This window comes from Pseudomonas sp. TE36184, from assembly GCF_054060055.1.
The window spans coordinates 2,060,232-2,075,323 of record NZ_JBSSCU010000001.1; the positions used below are offsets into that span (position 1 = coordinate 2,060,232).

Sequence of the window (15,092 nt, forward strand, 5' to 3'; positions counted from 1 at the left end):
GCAGCCCATGAGTTTCGAAATCCGCAAGATCGTCAGCTACGTAGAAGAAACCTTTATCGAAGGCGGTAAAGCCGCGGACACTCCCGTGACCATGGTCGGCCTGGCCGTGGTGCTGAAAAACCCTTGGCTGGGTCGCGGTTTCGTCGAAGACCTCAAACCTGAGATCCGTGCCAATTGCTCCGACCTCGGCGCGCTGATGGTCGAACGCCTGGTGGGCATCATCGGCGGCGCGGAAAAAATCGAGGCCTACGGCAAGGCGGCAGTGGTCGGTGCCGACGGCGAGATCGAACATGCCAGCGCGATCATCCACACCCTGCGCTTCGGCAACCACTACCGTGAGGCGGTCAAGGCCAAGAGCTACCTGAGTTTTACCAACAAGCGCGGCGGCCCGGGCACGTCGATCCAGATCCCGATGATGCACAAGGACGACGAAGGCCTGCGTTCGCACTACATCACCCTGGAGATGCAGATCGAAGATGCGCCGCGTGCCGACGAAATCGTCGTGGTCCTGGGTTGCGCCGATGGCGGCCGCCTGCATCCGCGCATCGGCAACCGTTATATCGACCTGGAAGAGCTGGCGGCTGAAAAAGCCCAGTAAGCAAGACCGGCCACCCCAACAAAAAGCATGCAGGAGCGCTCCATGATTCGGCTCACCGCTGAACGCACCCCGGCTGGCACCAGTTATCTGGCGACCGGCCAAGGCCAGCCTGTGGTTTTGATCCACGGCGTGGGCCTGAATAAAGAAATGTGGGGCGGGCAAGTCGTTGGCCTGGCCACGAACTACCGCGTGATCACCTATGACATGCTCGGCCATGGCGCCAGCCCGCGCCCGGCCGCCGACACCCCGCTGCTCGGCTATGCCGACCAGTTGCTGGAACTGCTCGACCACCTGCAACTGCCCCAGGCCACGGTGATCGGGTTTTCCATGGGCGGCCTGGTCGCGCGGGCGTTTGCCTTGCATTACCCCGAGCGCCTGAAGGGCCTGGTGGTGCTCAACAGTGTGTTCAACCGCAGCCCTGAACAGCGTGCCGGAGTCATCGCACGTACCGCCCAGGCCGCCGAACACGGCCCCGACGCGAATGCCGAAGCCGCACTGTCGCGCTGGTTCAGCCGTGAATACCAGGCGGCCAACCCGGCGCAGATCGCCGCGCTGCGTGAAACCCTGGCGGGCAACGACCCCCAGGGTTACCTGACCACCTATGAACTGTTTGCGACCCAGGACATGTACCGTGCCGACGACCTCCCGGGGTTGCGCGCACCGACCCTGGTCGCCACCGGCGAACTCGACCCTGGCTCGACCCCGGAAATGGCCCGGCAACTGGCAGATCGCATTCCCGGCGCCAGCGTTGCGGTGCTGGCCGAGCAACGGCATATGATGCCGGTAGAATCGCCGCGCCTGGTCAACCAGTTGCTGCTGGGGTTCCTCGACACGGTGTACGCCCAAAACAATCCAATCAAGGGGATCGTTGCATGACACTCGCACGCTTCCAGATGTGCATCGGCGGTGAATGGGTCGATGCCCTCTCCGGCAAAACCTTCGACAGCCTCAACCCGGCCCTGGCCGAACCCTGGGCGCAATTGCCCGACGCCGACGAAGCCGACGTGGAGCGCGCCGTGCAGGCCGCGCAAAGCGCCTTCGACAGCCCGGCCTGGCGCGGCCTCACCGCCACCGCGCGGGGCAAACTGCTGCGCCGCCTGGGTGACCTGATCGCCGCGAACAAGGAACACCTGGCCCAGCTGGAAAGCCGCGACAACGGCAAGCTGATCCGCGAAACCCGTGGCCAGGTCAGCTACCTGCCGGAGTTTTTCCACTATACCGCCGGCCTGGCGGACAAGCTCGAAGGCGGCACCCTGCCGTTGGACAAGCCCGACCTGTTCGCCTACACCGTGCATGAAGCCATGGGCGTAGTCGCTGCGATCATTCCGTGGAACAGCCCGCTGTACCTGACCGCGATCAAACTCGCGCCGGCCCTGGCGGCGGGCAATACCATCGTGATCAAGCCGTCGGAACATGCCTCGGCGACCGTCCTGGAACTGGCGCGCCTGGCCCTCGAAGCCGGCATTCCAGCGGGCGTGGTCAACGTGGTCACAGGCTTTGGCCCCAGCACTGGCGCCGCCCTCACCCGCCACCCGCTGGTGCGCAAGATCGCCTTTACCGGCGGCGCGGCCACGGCAAGGCATGTGGTGCGCAGCAGCGCGGAGAACTTCGCCAAACTCTCCCTGGAACTGGGCGGCAAGTCGCCGAATATCATTTTTGCCGACGCCGACCTCGACAGCGCCATCAATGGTGCAATCGCCGGCATCTACGCGGCGTCCGGGCAGAGTTGCGTCTCCGGTTCGCGCCTGCTGGTGCAGGACGCTATCTACGACGAATTCGTCGAGCGCCTGGTAGCGCGCGCCCAACGCATCCGCATCGGCAACCCGCAAGACGACGCCAGCGAAATGGGCCCCATGGCCACCGCGCAGCAACTGGCCGTGGTCGAAGGCCTGGTGGCGGACGCCATCGCCGAAGGGGCACGCCTGCGCACCGGCGGCAAGCGCCCGCAGAACCTTGGCGAAGGCTGGTTCTATGAGCCGACGCTGTTCGAGTGCGACCGCAACTCGATGAAGATCATGCAAGAGGAAGTATTCGGGCCGGTGGCCTCGGTCATCCGTTTCAAGGACGAAGCCGAAGCACTGGCCATCGCCAACGACTCGCAGTTCGGCCTCGCTGCCGGTATCTGGACCCGCGACCTCGGGCGCGCCCACCGCCTGGCGCGCGATGTGCGCTCGGGGATCATCTGGGTCAACACCTACCGCGCGGTCTCGGCCATGGCCCCCATCGGCGGCTTCAAGAACAGCGGCTACGGACGCGAAAGCGGCATCGATTCGGTGCTGGCCTACACCGAGCTGAAGACGGTGTGGATCAACCTCTCCCAGGCGCCCATGCCTGATCCTTTTGTGATGCGTTAAGAGTCCACAACCATGATCGAACCCGGCATTTACAAAGACGTCATGAGCTCGTTCCCGTCCGGGGTCACGGTGGTCACCACCCTCGACCCGGACGGCGGCATCGTCGGCATCACCGCCAGCGCGTTCAGCGCGCTGTCGATCGACCCGGCCCTGGTGCTGTTCTGCCCCAACTATGCGTCGGACACCTACCCGATCCTGCGTGACAGCAAGCGCTTTGCGATCCACTTGCTGTCCGCCGACCAGACCGCCGAAGCCTATGCCTTCGCCAGCAAAGGCAAGGAAAAAGCCAAGGGTATCGAGTGGCACCTGAGCGAATTGGGCAACCCGCTGCTGGCCAAGGCCACGGCGATCATCGAGTGCGAGCTGTGGCGCGAATACGACGGCGGCGATCACGCGATCATCGTCGGCGCCGTGAAGAACCTGATCCTGCCCGAGCAACCGGTCACGCCGATGATCTATCACAAAGGCAAGCTGGGCCCGCTGCCCACCCTGGCTTGAGGAGCTGTGTGCAATGAGCAACGAAAAGTATGAGCAGGGCCTGAAGATCCGCACCCAGGTGCTGGGCGAAGCCTATGTGCAGCGCTCGATCGAGAACGCCGACGACTTCACCCGCCCCTTGCAAGAGATGGTCACCGAATACTGCTGGGGCCATGTGTGGGGCCGGGAGGGTTTGTCGCTTAAAGAACGCAGCATGATAAACTTGGCAATGATTTCGGCCCTCAATCGGCCTCACGAGCTCAAGCTGCATGTGCGCGGCGCCTTGCGTAACGGCCTGAGTCGTGAACAAATACGCGAAATTCTGCTTCAGGTCGGCATCTATTGCGGGGTTCCCGCCGCCGTGGACAGCTTCCGGCTGGCCCGGGAAGCCTTCGCCGAAGCCGATGCCGAGGCATCCCGTTAACCGCCCCATTCAGAGCAGCCCCCATGAAACGCCTGCCCCTCGACGACAGCTTCAAGGTCAATCACAACCCGGTCACCCTGCGCGAAATCGTGCTGGAGAAACTGCGCAGCGCCATCATGAACTTCCAGCTGCTGCCGGGTGATCGCCTGGTGGAACGCGACCTGTGCGACCGCCTCGGCGTCAGCCGTACCTCGGTGCGCGAAGCCTTGCGTCACCTGGAGTCCGAAGGCCTGGTGGAATTCGCCGATGCCAAGGGGCCCCAGGTGGCGATCATCACCCTGGCCGATGCCGTCGACATCTATGAACTGCGTTGTGTGCTCGAAGGTTTGATCGTGCAGCTGTTCACCCTGCGCGCCAAGGCCAAGGACATCAAGGCCCTGGAAAAAGCCCTGGAGGAAAACCGCAAGGCCCTCAAGGACGGCGAACTGCAACAGGTCATCGATTCGGTACAGGGTTTCTACGACGTGTTGCTCGAAGGCTCCGGCAACCATGTGGCCGCCACCCAACTGCGTCAGTTGCAGGCGCGTATCAGCTACCTGCGCGCGACGTCGGTGTCCCAGGAAAACCGTCGCGGCACCAGCAATCAGGAAATGGAACGCATGGTCCAGGCGATCAAGAGCGGCGACCCGCTCGCCGCCCACCAGGCCTGCGTCGACCACGTGCGCGCGGCGGCGGCCGTGGCCCTGGATTACCTCAAGCGCAAACAGGAAGAGACCGGCAAGATCCCCGAGATCACCCTGCCCATCGCCCTCAAAGAACCGCGTATAGGTCACTGACCGTGTTCAGGCCAAGCTTTTGCCCCAAATGCGGCGGCAGTGACCTCGGTCACCAGCTGCCACCGGGCGATACGCATGAGCGCCTGATGTGCCGCGGTTGCGGCTATATCCACTACATCAATCCCAAGATCATCGCCGGCTGCATCATTGAGCAGGACGGCAAGTACCTGCTGTGCCAACGGGCGATCCCACCGCGCCCCGGCACCTGGACCCTGCCGGCCGGTTTCATGGAGGGCGGCGAGACCACCGAGCAGGCCGCGTTGCGCGAAGTCTGGGAAGAAAGCGGCGTGCGCGCCGAGATCGTCTCGCCCTACTCGATCTTCAGCGTGCCGAAGATCAGCGAGGTGTACATCATCTTCCGCGCCATCGCGCTGGAGATCACCGGCCAGTTCGGGCCGGAGACCCTCGACTATCAATTCTTCGCGCCCGAGGACATTCCCTGGGACAGCATCTACTACCCGGCGATCCGGCAGATCCTCGAACGCTACATCGAGGAACGCCAGGCCGGGGTGTATGGCATCTACATCGGGAATGACGACAGCGGCAAGATCCACTTCATCCGCTGATCTTCAAGCTGAACTCGGTTCAAATGTGGGAGGGGGCTTGCTCCCGATGGCAGTGGCATATTCAACATCTTCGTTGGCTGACACACCGTTATCGGGGGCAAGCCCCCTCCCACAGTTTGAAGCGCGTGAATCAGCCCTGCTCATCGTCGAAACCAGGGCGCTGCAACGCATCCTATTCCACACCACCGAACCCAATGTGGGAGGGGGCTTGCCCCCGATAGCGGTGTGTCAGCCACTGAATGAGGTGACTGAACCACTGCCATCGGGAGCAAGCCCCCTCCCACATTTGGAACAATACTTGGACTGATATACCTAAGGCGCCAGCCCTTCCACGATGATGATCTGCGCCTGCCCTACCCCCTCGCGGTGGGCCTTCGCCGCCTGATACTCTGCAGATTCGTAACACGCCACCGCCTGCTCATAGCTATCGAACTCAATCACCACATTACGCTGCCGTGCCGGCCCGCCCTCCATCGCTTCGCTGCGCCCGCCCCTGGCCAGAAACCGCCCGCCAAACTGCGCAAACGCCGCCGGCGCGCGTTGGGTGTACTGCGTGTACTGCTCTGCATCGGACACATCTACATGGGCAATCCAGTAGGCCTTCATCACGACATCCTCTTGCTTGGTTTTTGTGGTATACCATAATACATACAACCAACAAATCGAGCACCCAACATGTCCTTCAACAGCATCGCAGACATCATCGAAGACTACCGCCAAGGCAAGATGGTGCTCCTGGTAGACGACGAAGACCGGGAAAACGAAGGCGACCTGCTGCTGCCTGCGGCGTGCTGCAGTGCCGAGGCTATCAGTTTCATGGCCCGTGAAGCCCGTGGTCTGATCTGCCTGACCCTCACCGACGAACACTGCCAGCGCCTGGGCCTGGAGCAGATGGTACCGAGCAATGGCAGCGCGTTCAGCACCGCGTTTACCGTGTCCATCGAAGCGGCCAGCGGTGTGACCACCGGTATCTCTGCCGCCGACCGCGCACGCACGGTGGCGGCAGCCGTGGACGTGAATGCCGGGCCGGCCGATATCGTGCAGCCCGGGCACATCTTTCCGTTGCGCGCCAAAGACGGCGGCGTGCTGACCCGCGCCGGCCACACCGAAGCCGGCTGTGACCTGGCACGCCTGGCCGGGCATACGCCAGCCTCGGTGATCGTCGAAGTGATGAACGACGATGGCACCATGGCCCGCCGACCTGAGCTGGAGATCTTCGCGCGCAAGCACGGGATCAAGATCGGCACTATCGCCGACCTGATTCACTACCGCCTCAGCACCGAACGCACCGTGGCGCGCATTGGCGAACGCGACCTGCCCACGGTGCATGGCACGTTCCGCCTGATCACCTTTGAAGACCGCATCGACGGTGGTGTACACATGGCCATGGTGATGGGCCCGTTGCGCCGCGATGAACCTACGCTGGTGCGCGTGCACGTGATCGACCCGCTGCGCGACCTGGTCGGCGCCGACTACAGCGGTCCGTCCAACTGGACGCTGTGGGCCGCCCTGCAACGCGTCGCGGCCGAAGGTCGTGGCGTGGTGGTGGTGCTGGCCAATCATGAATCGTCCCAGGCGTTGCTGGAGCGCGTACCGCAACTGACCCAGGCGCCGCGCCAGTTCAACCGTTCACAATCGCGGATTTATTCGGAAGTCGGCACCGGGGCGCAGATATTGCAGGACCTGGGCGTCGGCAAGCTGCGTCACCTCGGCCCGCCCCTGAAATACGCCGGGCTGACTGGCTACGACCTGGAGGTGGTCGAGAGCATTCCCTTCACCGAGTGACGGATAACCGGTAAGGCAAAATGCTTGCACAAAGTTTGGAATACCATAATATGATATTCCATAGACCGAACGCTTTCGCCAAGTGCGCCCGCCAGGGACAGCACCAATAACAGCCCTTGGCACGGTCGCCTTTTGGGCCTCGATTAGAGGCTCCGATGGACCTACTGCTCCCGATAGGCGGGCATTACCAAGCCCGCTCAAAAACACAACAAATGAGGGCGTGAAAATGGTGTTGAACAAACGTGCAACCGCAGTGCTGTTCGCGGGTTTATTGGCTACGGTCACTCACGCGGCCCTGGCGGCTGAAAGCGTGAATTTCGTGAGCTGGGGCGGTAGCACCCAGGATGCGCAGAAGCAGGCGTGGGCCGACCCTTTCAGCAAGGCCAGCGGCATCACCGTGGTGCAAGACGGCCCGACCGACTACGGCAAGCTCAAGGCCATGGTCGAAAGCGGCAACGTGCAGTGGGACGTGGTAGACGTCGAGGCCGACTTCGCCTTGCGCGCCGCCGCCGAAGGCCTGCTCGAACCCCTGGATTTCTCGGTGATCCAGCGCGACAAGATCGACCCGCGCTTTGTCTCCGACCATGGCGTCGGTTCGTTCTTCTTCTCCTTCGTGCTCGGCTACAACGAAGGCAAGCTCGGCGCCGCCAAGCCCCAGGATTGGACCGCGCTGTTCGACACCAAGACCTACCCCGGCAAACGCGCCCTCTACAAATGGCCCAGCCCTGGCGTGCTCGAACTGGCCCTGTTGGCCGACGGCGTCGCGGCCGACAAGCTCTACCCCCTGGACCTGGACCGCGCCTTCAAGAAACTCGACACCATCAAAAAAGACATCGTCTGGTGGGGCGGCGGCGCGCAATCGCAACAACTGCTGGCCTCCGGCGAAGTCAGCATGGGCCAGTTCTGGAACGGTCGCATCCACGCCCTGCAGGAAGATGGCGCACCGGTGGGCGTCAGCTGGAAGCAGAACCTGGTCATGGCCGACATCCTCGTCGTGCCTAAGGGCACCAAAAACAAAGCCGCCGCGATGAAGTTCCTGGCCAGTGCCAGCAGCGCCAAGGGCCAGGCCGATTTCTCCAACCTGACCGCCTATGCACCGGTGAATATCGACAGCGTGCAGCGCCTGGATTCAGTCCTGGCGCCCAACCTGCCGACGGCGTATGCCAAGGACCAGATCACCCTCGATTTCGCCTACTGGGCCAAGAACGGTCCGGCCATTGCGACACGGTGGAATGAATGGCTAGTCAAATGAAAATGACGGCAACCACACCGACCGGGAGCGCCCTCGGCGCTGCCGGCGCGGTTTGCAGCAAAGCCGTATCGCCGCCCCTGGCCCAGCGCTGGCGCGGGGCGGGCAACCTGATCCCGGCCCTGCTGTTCCTCGGCCTGTTCTTCCTCGCACCGCTGATCGGGCTGTTGCTGCGCGGCGTGCTGGAGCCCGTGCCGGGCCTGGGCAACTATGGACAGCTGTTCGCCAACTCGGCCTACGCCCGCGTGCTGCTCAACACCTTTTCGGTGGCGGGCCTGGTGACCCTGTTCAGCCTGTTGCTGGGCTTCCCGCTGGCCTGGGCGATTACCCTGGTGCCACGCGGCTGGGGCCGCTGGATGCTGAATATCGTGCTGCTGTCGATGTGGACCAGCCTGCTGGCCCGCACCTATTCCTGGCTGGTGCTGCTGCAAGCCTCGGGGGTGATCAACAAGGCGCTGCTGGCCATGGGCATCATCGATGTGCCCCTGGAGATGGTGCACAACCTGACGGGCGTGGTGATCGGCATGAGCTACATCATGATCCCGTTCATCGTGCTGCCGTTGCAGGCGACCATGCAGGCCATCGACCCGATGATCCTGCAGGCTGGCTCCATCTGCGGCGCGAGCCCGTGGACCAACTTCTTCCGGGTGTTCCTGCCGCTGTGCCGGCCGGGGTTGTTTTCCGGCGGGTTGATGGTGTTCGTGATGTCCCTCGGTTACTACGTCACCCCGGCGCTGCTCGGCGGTGCGCAGAACATGATGCTGCCCGAGTTCATCATCCAGCAGGTGCAGTCGTTCCTCAATTGGGGCCTGGCCAGTGCCGGTGCCGCGTTGCTGATCTTCATCACGCTGGTGCTGTTCTACTTCTACCTGAAGCTTCAGCCGGAATCCCCGGTTGGCGCCAGCCATGCGAGGTAAGCCGTCATGCTGCTGACTCCGAATGCCATGAGCCGCAGGATGCGTCTGGGCCTCTACGCCACCACCGGTTTGATTGGGCTGTTCCTGCTGCTGCCGATCGTGTTTATCGTGCTGCTGTCGTTCGGCTCGTCGCAATGGCTGGTGTTCCCGCCACCGGGCTGGACGCTGAAATGGTACGGCCAGTTCTTCTCCAACGCCGACTGGATGAACGCGGCGCTGGCCAGCCTCAAGGTCGCCGTGCTGACCACCGTGTTCGCCGTGGCGCTGGGCCTGCCCAGCGCATTTGCCCTGGTGCGCGGGCGCTTCCCCGGCCGCGAACTGCTCTATGGCCTGTTCACCCTGCCGATGATCGTGCCACTGGTGATCATCGCCGTGGCGGTGTACGCGCTGTTCCTCAAGCTCGGCTACACCGGCACGATGTTCGCCTTTGTGGTCAGCCACGTGATTGTCGCGTTGCCGTTCACCATCATCTCGATCATCAACTCGCTGAAACTGTTCGATCAGTCGATTGAAGACGCCGCGGTGATCTGCGGCGCGTCGCGCCTGCAGGCGGTGTTCAAGGTGACCTTCCCGGCGATTCGCCCGGGGATGGTGGCCGGTGCGCTGTTCGCCTTTCTCGTGTCATGGGACGAAGTGGTGCTCAGCGTGATGATGGCCAGCCCGACCCTGCAAACCCTTCCCGTGAAAATGTGGACCACCCTGCGTCAGGACCTGACACCCGTGATCGCCGTCGCCTCGACGCTGCTGATCGGCCTCTCGGTGCTGGTCATGGTCATCGCCGCCGCCGTTCGCCGGCGCACAGAAACCCGCGCTTGAGCGCCCAGGAGCAGAACATGAGTGCAGTGATCCAAGATGCCGCGCAGAACCCTGGCCAACCCCTGGTCAGCCTGCGCAACCTGAACAAGTTCTATGGCGAATTCGCCGCCGTGGACAACATCTCGCTGGACATCAAGGACGGCGAGTTCCTCACCTTCCTCGGCTCCAGCGGCTCGGGCAAAAGCACCACCCTGTCGATGCTCGCCGGCTTTGAAACGCCGAGCAGCGGCGAGATCCTGGTGAGCGGCCAATCGCTGGTCAACGTACCGCCGCACAAGCGCGACATCGGCATGGTGTTCCAACGCTACTCGCTGTTCCCGCACCTGTCGGTACGCGACAACATCGCCTTCCCCCTGGCGATCCGCAAACTGGCCAGTGCCGAGCGCGAGAAGCGCGTCGACGCCATGCTCAAGCTGGTGCAACTGGAACAGTTCGCCCATCGCCGCCCGTCGCAACTGTCTGGCGGCCAGCAACAGCGCGTCGCCATCGCCCGGGCGCTGGTGTACGAGCCGCGTATCCTGCTGATGGACGAACCGCTCGGCGCCCTCGACAAGAAGCTGCGTGAAGACTTGCAGGACGAGCTGCGCCAGTTGCATCGGCGCCTGGGCATCACCATTGTCTACGTGACCCACGACCAGGAAGAAGCCATGCGCCTGTCCCAGCGCATCGCGATTTTCAGCCACGGCAAGATCGTCGGCCTGGGCAGCGGTTTCGACCTGTACCAGAACCCGCCGAATGCGTTTGTCGCCTCATTCCTGGGCAACTCCAACTTCCTCAAGCTAAAGGCCCAGGGCAACGCGGCGGCGTCGTTCGAAGGCCAATCGCTGTCGATCCGCCTGACCGGCGGCCTGCGCAGCGAGCAGGACGTGCTGCTGATGGTGCGCCCGGAAAAAGCCCTCGCGCTGAGCGTCGAACAGGCCGCCGGGCAACCATTGGCCGCAGGCTGGAACGAAGTGTCGGCCATCGTCGGCGAAGTGCTGTTCCTCGGTGAAAGCCAGACCTGCAGCGTGAAAACCCTGGGCGGCACCTCGATGACGGTCAAGGCATTGTCCGCCGCCGGCATGCCGCTCAAGGCCGGCGACCCGGTGCGCGTGCGCTGGGCCACGGCGGATGCCTGCGTGTACACCGAATGGGCCGAAAGCGATCTGAACAAGGCCGCCGGTGCCCATTAAGCCAAACAAAAAGCTGAACCATCCCCTGTAGGAGCTGGCTTGCCAGCGAAAAACCCACAACCACCGCGGGCATCCAGGCTTCCCGCGTCATCGTTAACGACCATCGCCGGCAAGCCGGCTCCTACAGGGTTATGCCCTCACGGTAGGAGCTGGCTTGCCAGCGAAAAACCCACAGCCACCGCGGGCATCCAGGCTTCCCGCGTCATCGTTAACGACCATCGCCGGCAAGCCGGCTCCTACAGGGTTATGCCCCCACGGTAGGAGCTGGCTTGCCAGCGAAAAAACCACAGCCGCCGCGGGCATCCAGGCTTCCCGCGTCATCGTTGACGACCCTCGCCGGCAAGCCGGCTCCTACAGGGTTATGCCCCCACGGTAGGAGCTGGCTTGCCAGCGAAAAAACCACAGCCACCGCGGGCATCCAGGCTTCCCGCGTCATCGTTAACGACCCTCGCCGGCAAGCCGGCTCCTACAGGGTTATGCCCCCACGGTAGGAGCTGGCTTGCCAGCGAAAAACCCACAGCCGCCGCGGGCATCCAGGCTTCCCCCGTCATCGTTAACGACCCTCGCCGGCAAGCCGGCTCCTACAGGGTTATGCCCCCACGGTAGGAGCTGGCTTGCCAGCGAAAAACCCACAACCACCGCGGGCATCCAGGCTTCCCGCGTCATCGTTAACGACCATCGCCGGCAAGCCGGCTCCTACAGGGTTATGCCCCCACGGTAGGAGCTGGCTTGCCAGCGAAAAACCCACAACCACCGCGGGCATCCAGGCTTCCCCCGTCATCGTTGACGACCCTCGCCGGCAAGCCGGCTCCTACAGGGTTATGCCCCCACGGTAGGAGCTGGCTTGCCAGCGAAAAACCCACAGCCACCGCGGGCATCCAGGCTTCCCGCGTCATCGCTGACGACCCTCGCCGGCAAGCCGGCTCCTACAGGGTTATGCCCCATGGTAGGAGCTGGCTTGCCAGCGAAAAACCCACAACCACCGCGGGCATCCAGGCTTCCCGCGTCATCGTTGACGACCCTCGCCGGCAAGCCGGCTCCTACAGGGTTATGCCCCCACTGTAGGAGCTGGCTTGCCAGCGAAAAAACCACAGCCACCGCGGGCATCCAGGCTTCCCGCGTCATCGTTAACGACCCTCGCCGGCAAGCCGGCTCCTACAGGGTTATGCCCCCACTGTAGGAGCTGGCTTGCCAGCGAAAAACCCACCGCCGCCGCGGGCATCCAGGCTTCCCGCGTCATCGTTGACGACCATCGCCGGCAAGCCGGCTCCTACAGGGTTATGCCCCATGGTAGGAGCTGGCTTGCCAGCGAAAAAACCACAGCCACCGCGGGCATCCAGGCTTCCCGCGTCATCGTTGACGACCATCGCCGGCGAGCCGGCTCCTACAGAACTCTGCGCTCGAAAATCGCGCCCTCGATGCCCAGCACCTCGCAGGTATCGGCATAGATCCCCACGCCCTTCTCCCATACGTGCTTGATCGACTGGTCGGCGCAACGAATCTGGTAATTGAGTTCGAACGGCTCCTGGCGCGACAACGCATATTGCACCTCGCGCCATACGTAGTCGGCATCCTCGGCGAGGATCAGGCTGTTGTAGGTGAACTCATGGTTGTCCACCAACCGCTCGGCGGGGTAGCCGGTCAATTGCAGGCAGCCGGCACTGACGAATTCCATGGTCCAGTCGCGGTTGTTACGGCCGCGATAGATCAGCCCAGGCATGCTGTCGAGCAAGCTCATGCTGCTGCGTTGGCTGGCCTGCAGGGCGATTTCGCGGCGCTTGTGCGCGGTGATATCTCCGGCTACCAAGTAGAAGCCCTGCGGGCCGCGCTTGAGACTGACCTCGAACCAGCGCAGCTCGCCGCACGGATGCACGAAGCGCAGGCGTTGGTTGAACGAGGTCTCGGGACGCCGGCGCAGCTCATGCAAGGCCTGGCGCCACAGCGGGCGGTCTTCCTGGTGGACGTAGTCGACGACGTTGCGTTCCGCGCCCGGCGCGCCCATCAACTCGGCCCAGGCCAGGTTGAAGTGGGCGATCTGGCCGTTGTCGCGCAGGTGCAGCAAGGCGGCGGGAAAACAATCCATCAGGTGCGCGGGCGATGTCTGCACCCAAGCGTCAGAGCTTTCCCTCATCTAGTGACGCTCCTCGTGTTTGAGCAAGGCGCCGCTGTGTACCCGGGCTGCCAGCTCCAGGCGCGAATGCAGGTTGAGTTTCTGCAACAGGCTGCGCACATAGATTTTCACCGTGCCGTCGCTGATCCCCAGCTCCCTGCCGATCTGTTTATTGCTCATGCCGGCGGCGATCAGCGCCAGGGTCTGGCCTTCGCGTTCGGTGAGGTTTTCACCGCCCGGCGTCTCACCGTGTGGCCTGGGCTCGGCCGGGTCGGCGAGCAAGGCGATCAGGGTTGAGTCGAGCATGATCGCGCCCTTGTGGCAGTTGCGCATATACGCCAGCAACGCCTCGGGCTCGGTTTCCTTGAGCACATAACCGCTGGCGCCCAGGCGCAGGGCGCTGAGCAGTTCGGCGCGGTCCATCGAAGCGGTGAGCACCACCACCTGGCAGTCCAGGCGCAATTGGCGCAGTTCGTCCAGCACCTGCAGGCCGCTGAGGCCAGGCATGTGCAGATCCAGCAACACCTGCTGCGGCGTCAGGCTCACGGCCAGGTTGATGCCCTCCCGGCCACTGGCCGCCTGCCCCACCACTTCAAAGTCGTCGCTGGCATCGAACAGTTGCGCCAGGCCTTTGCGAAACAGTGGGTGATCATCGATCAGTAATAAGGTCGTGCAGTCCATCGAGACTCCCGTGTGGCAGGTCGTGGTGGCGGCGCAGGCCAAGATGCACGCGCACGCCGTGCGGGCGGATCGCTTCAATGCTCAGCCGCGCGCCGATGCTGGCGGCGCGCTCGCGGATAATCGCCAGGCCGAAATGGTTATGCTCATCGCAAGCCGGGCTCAAGCCGATGCCATCGTCCTCCACCGACACCGAGGCATCGCCGTCCTGGGTCTGGCGCAGTTCGATACGCACATGCCGTGCGTGGGAATGGCGCACCGCATTGGCCAGGGCCTCGCGAACGATCTGCAGGATCTGCAATTCGGTTTCCGGGCTCAGGGCATCGTCGGCCAGGCGGTTATCCAACTCGAACACGATGATGCAACGCCGCGAAAACTCCGCGACGGAGTCGGCCAGGGCCTGGCGCAGCGAGCGTCCGTCCATGGTCAGGCGTGCGCTGGTGATCAGCTCGCGCACCTGGCGTTGCAACTGGCTGAGGCCGGCGCACAGGTCCTGCAGGGCAGGCGCGCCCAGCTGTGACTGCAAGCCGTGGGCCTGGAACGCCAGGTAACCCAACTGTTGCGCCACCGAATCGTGCAGCTCACGGGCCAGCGCGCCGTGGCGCGACGTTGCCTGTCTGCGCTGCTGCTCACGGTTGTCGCTGCGCAGACGCACGCTGACCGCCACGGCTTGCGCTGCTTCCTCCAGCAACTGGCGCCAACTGGCACCGGCCCGTCTGGGGGTGTCGAGCAGTAACGCGCCTTTTTCACCCTCGGGCAAGGCGCACACCAATCGGTGTACCCCACGCTGCCGGCAAGGGCCGCAGGCCTGGGGCGTGTCCATCGCACTCGCGTCGCGCCAGGGGCAGCGCGCCACGTTCTGGCAGCCCTCGATCAAGCCACGTCGCGTCGGGCCCAGGTCTTCGCCGCCCAGGATCAGGTTGAGCCTGGCGGCGGGCAGCAGTGCGTCGAAACGGTCCAGAAAACCCGACAAGGCACCGTCAGCGTGCAGGGGCAACCCGGCCAACAGCCTGCGCACGCTGCGCGCCTGTTCGGGGCGCACAGGCCCCAACCAGAGCGGCCAGCTCTTCGGTCGCGTTCGCACTCTTCGATAACTCCCCGTCCGGTTGCTGAGCATTAGTGCAAGACCAGCAACTTCCATGCCCCGAACGCCAGTGCGACAAGGCTTAT

At 63.7% G+C, this 15,092-nt stretch carries 16 protein-coding genes; 12 read left to right on the forward strand and 4 right to left on the reverse strand.

Going from position 1 to position 15,092, the window contains the following annotated elements; genetic code table 11:
- Positions 1-7: 7 nt before the first annotated feature.
- From ACVWZP_RS08940 to ACVWZP_RS08970, 7 genes are read left to right on the forward strand one after another with little or no spacing between them, the layout of a single operon-like run.
- A complete protein-coding gene (locus tag ACVWZP_RS08940) occupies positions 8-598 on the forward strand; it encodes an amino acid synthesis family protein (RefSeq protein ID WP_046383889.1) in 591 nt (196 codons plus the stop codon).
- A gap of 42 nt (positions 599-640) precedes the next feature.
- Positions 641-1,474, forward strand: coding sequence for an alpha/beta fold hydrolase (locus tag ACVWZP_RS08945; RefSeq protein WP_198865906.1), 834 nt, complete (start codon positions 641-643; stop codon positions 1,472-1,474).
- Positions 1,471-2,952 (forward strand): aldehyde dehydrogenase, encoded by a 1,482-nt coding sequence (locus ACVWZP_RS08950; protein ID WP_046383891.1) that lies wholly within the window; start codon positions 1,471-1,473, stop codon positions 2,950-2,952. Before ACVWZP_RS08945 ends, ACVWZP_RS08950 begins: the two co-directional genes overlap by 4 nt.
- Before the next feature lie 12 nt (positions 2,953-2,964).
- Positions 2,965-3,450: a flavin reductase family protein gene (locus ACVWZP_RS08955; protein WP_010567340.1), complete on the forward strand. Its 486-nt coding sequence runs from the start codon at positions 2,965-2,967 to the stop codon at positions 3,448-3,450.
- 13 nt (positions 3,451-3,463) lie between these two features.
- The gene (locus tag ACVWZP_RS08960; protein ID WP_046383892.1) at positions 3,464-3,853 is read left to right on the forward strand and encodes a carboxymuconolactone decarboxylase family protein; all 390 of its coding nucleotides are present in this window, start codon (positions 3,464-3,466) and stop codon (positions 3,851-3,853) included.
- Positions 3,854-3,876: 23 nt separating this feature from the next.
- Positions 3,877-4,629, forward strand: a complete 753-nt coding sequence (locus ACVWZP_RS08965) for a GntR family transcriptional regulator (protein WP_010567342.1) — start codon at positions 3,877-3,879, stop codon at positions 4,627-4,629.
- 2 nt (positions 4,630-4,631) lie between these two features.
- Positions 4,632-5,195, forward strand: a complete 564-nt coding sequence (locus tag ACVWZP_RS08970) for an NUDIX hydrolase (protein ID WP_046383893.1) — start codon at positions 4,632-4,634, stop codon at positions 5,193-5,195.
- 312 nt (positions 5,196-5,507) lie between these two features.
- Here the strand turns inward: ACVWZP_RS08970 and ACVWZP_RS08975 are convergent, their stop codons facing one another.
- The gene (locus tag ACVWZP_RS08975) at positions 5,508-5,801 is read right to left on the reverse strand and encodes a DUF1330 domain-containing protein (RefSeq protein ID WP_046383894.1); all 294 of its coding nucleotides are present in this window, start codon (positions 5,799-5,801) and stop codon (positions 5,508-5,510) included.
- A 69-nt stretch (positions 5,802-5,870) separates the two neighbouring features.
- Between ACVWZP_RS08975 and ribBA the strand changes: the two genes are divergently transcribed.
- The 5 genes from ribBA (at position 5,871) to ACVWZP_RS09000 (ending at position 11,134) form a co-directional block, all read left to right on the forward strand.
- Positions 5,871-6,980: a bifunctional 3,4-dihydroxy-2-butanone-4-phosphate synthase/GTP cyclohydrolase II gene (ribBA, locus tag ACVWZP_RS08980; protein ID WP_079443541.1), complete on the forward strand. Its 1,110-nt coding sequence runs from the start codon at positions 5,871-5,873 to the stop codon at positions 6,978-6,980.
- Positions 6,981-7,206: 226 nt separating this feature from the next.
- Positions 7,207-8,232 (forward strand): ABC transporter substrate-binding protein, encoded by a 1,026-nt coding sequence (locus ACVWZP_RS08985; protein ID WP_108526656.1) that lies wholly within the window; start codon positions 7,207-7,209, stop codon positions 8,230-8,232.
- The gene (locus ACVWZP_RS08990) at positions 8,229-9,146 is read left to right on the forward strand and encodes an ABC transporter permease (protein ID WP_457369684.1); all 918 of its coding nucleotides are present in this window, start codon (positions 8,229-8,231) and stop codon (positions 9,144-9,146) included. Before ACVWZP_RS08985 ends, ACVWZP_RS08990 begins: the two co-directional genes overlap by 4 nt.
- A gap of 6 nt (positions 9,147-9,152) precedes the next feature.
- Positions 9,153-9,962, forward strand: coding sequence for an ABC transporter permease (locus ACVWZP_RS08995; RefSeq protein WP_046383898.1), 810 nt, complete (start codon positions 9,153-9,155; stop codon positions 9,960-9,962).
- Positions 9,963-9,979: 17 nt separating this feature from the next.
- A complete protein-coding gene (locus ACVWZP_RS09000) occupies positions 9,980-11,134 on the forward strand; it encodes an ABC transporter ATP-binding protein (RefSeq protein ID WP_079443539.1) in 1,155 nt (384 codons plus the stop codon).
- 1,384 nt (positions 11,135-12,518) lie between these two features.
- Here the strand turns inward: ACVWZP_RS09000 and ACVWZP_RS09005 are convergent.
- Genes ACVWZP_RS09005 through ACVWZP_RS09015 form a run of 3 tightly spaced genes read right to left on the reverse strand, consistent with a single transcriptional unit; the run spans position 12,519 to position 14,940 of the window.
- Positions 12,519-13,265 carry a PAS domain-containing protein gene (locus tag ACVWZP_RS09005; RefSeq protein ID WP_057006014.1) on the reverse strand — a complete coding sequence of 249 codons (747 nt, stop codon included), beginning with the start codon at positions 13,263-13,265 and terminating at the stop codon, positions 12,519-12,521.
- The gene (locus ACVWZP_RS09010) at positions 13,266-13,925 is read right to left on the reverse strand and encodes a response regulator (RefSeq protein ID WP_046383903.1); all 660 of its coding nucleotides are present in this window, start codon (positions 13,923-13,925) and stop codon (positions 13,266-13,268) included.
- The gene (locus ACVWZP_RS09015; protein ID WP_046385319.1) at positions 13,894-14,940 is read right to left on the reverse strand and encodes a sensor histidine kinase; all 1,047 of its coding nucleotides are present in this window, start codon (positions 14,938-14,940) and stop codon (positions 13,894-13,896) included. Before ACVWZP_RS09015 ends, ACVWZP_RS09010 begins: the two co-directional genes overlap by 32 nt.
- Positions 14,941-15,092 lie beyond the last annotated feature (152 nt).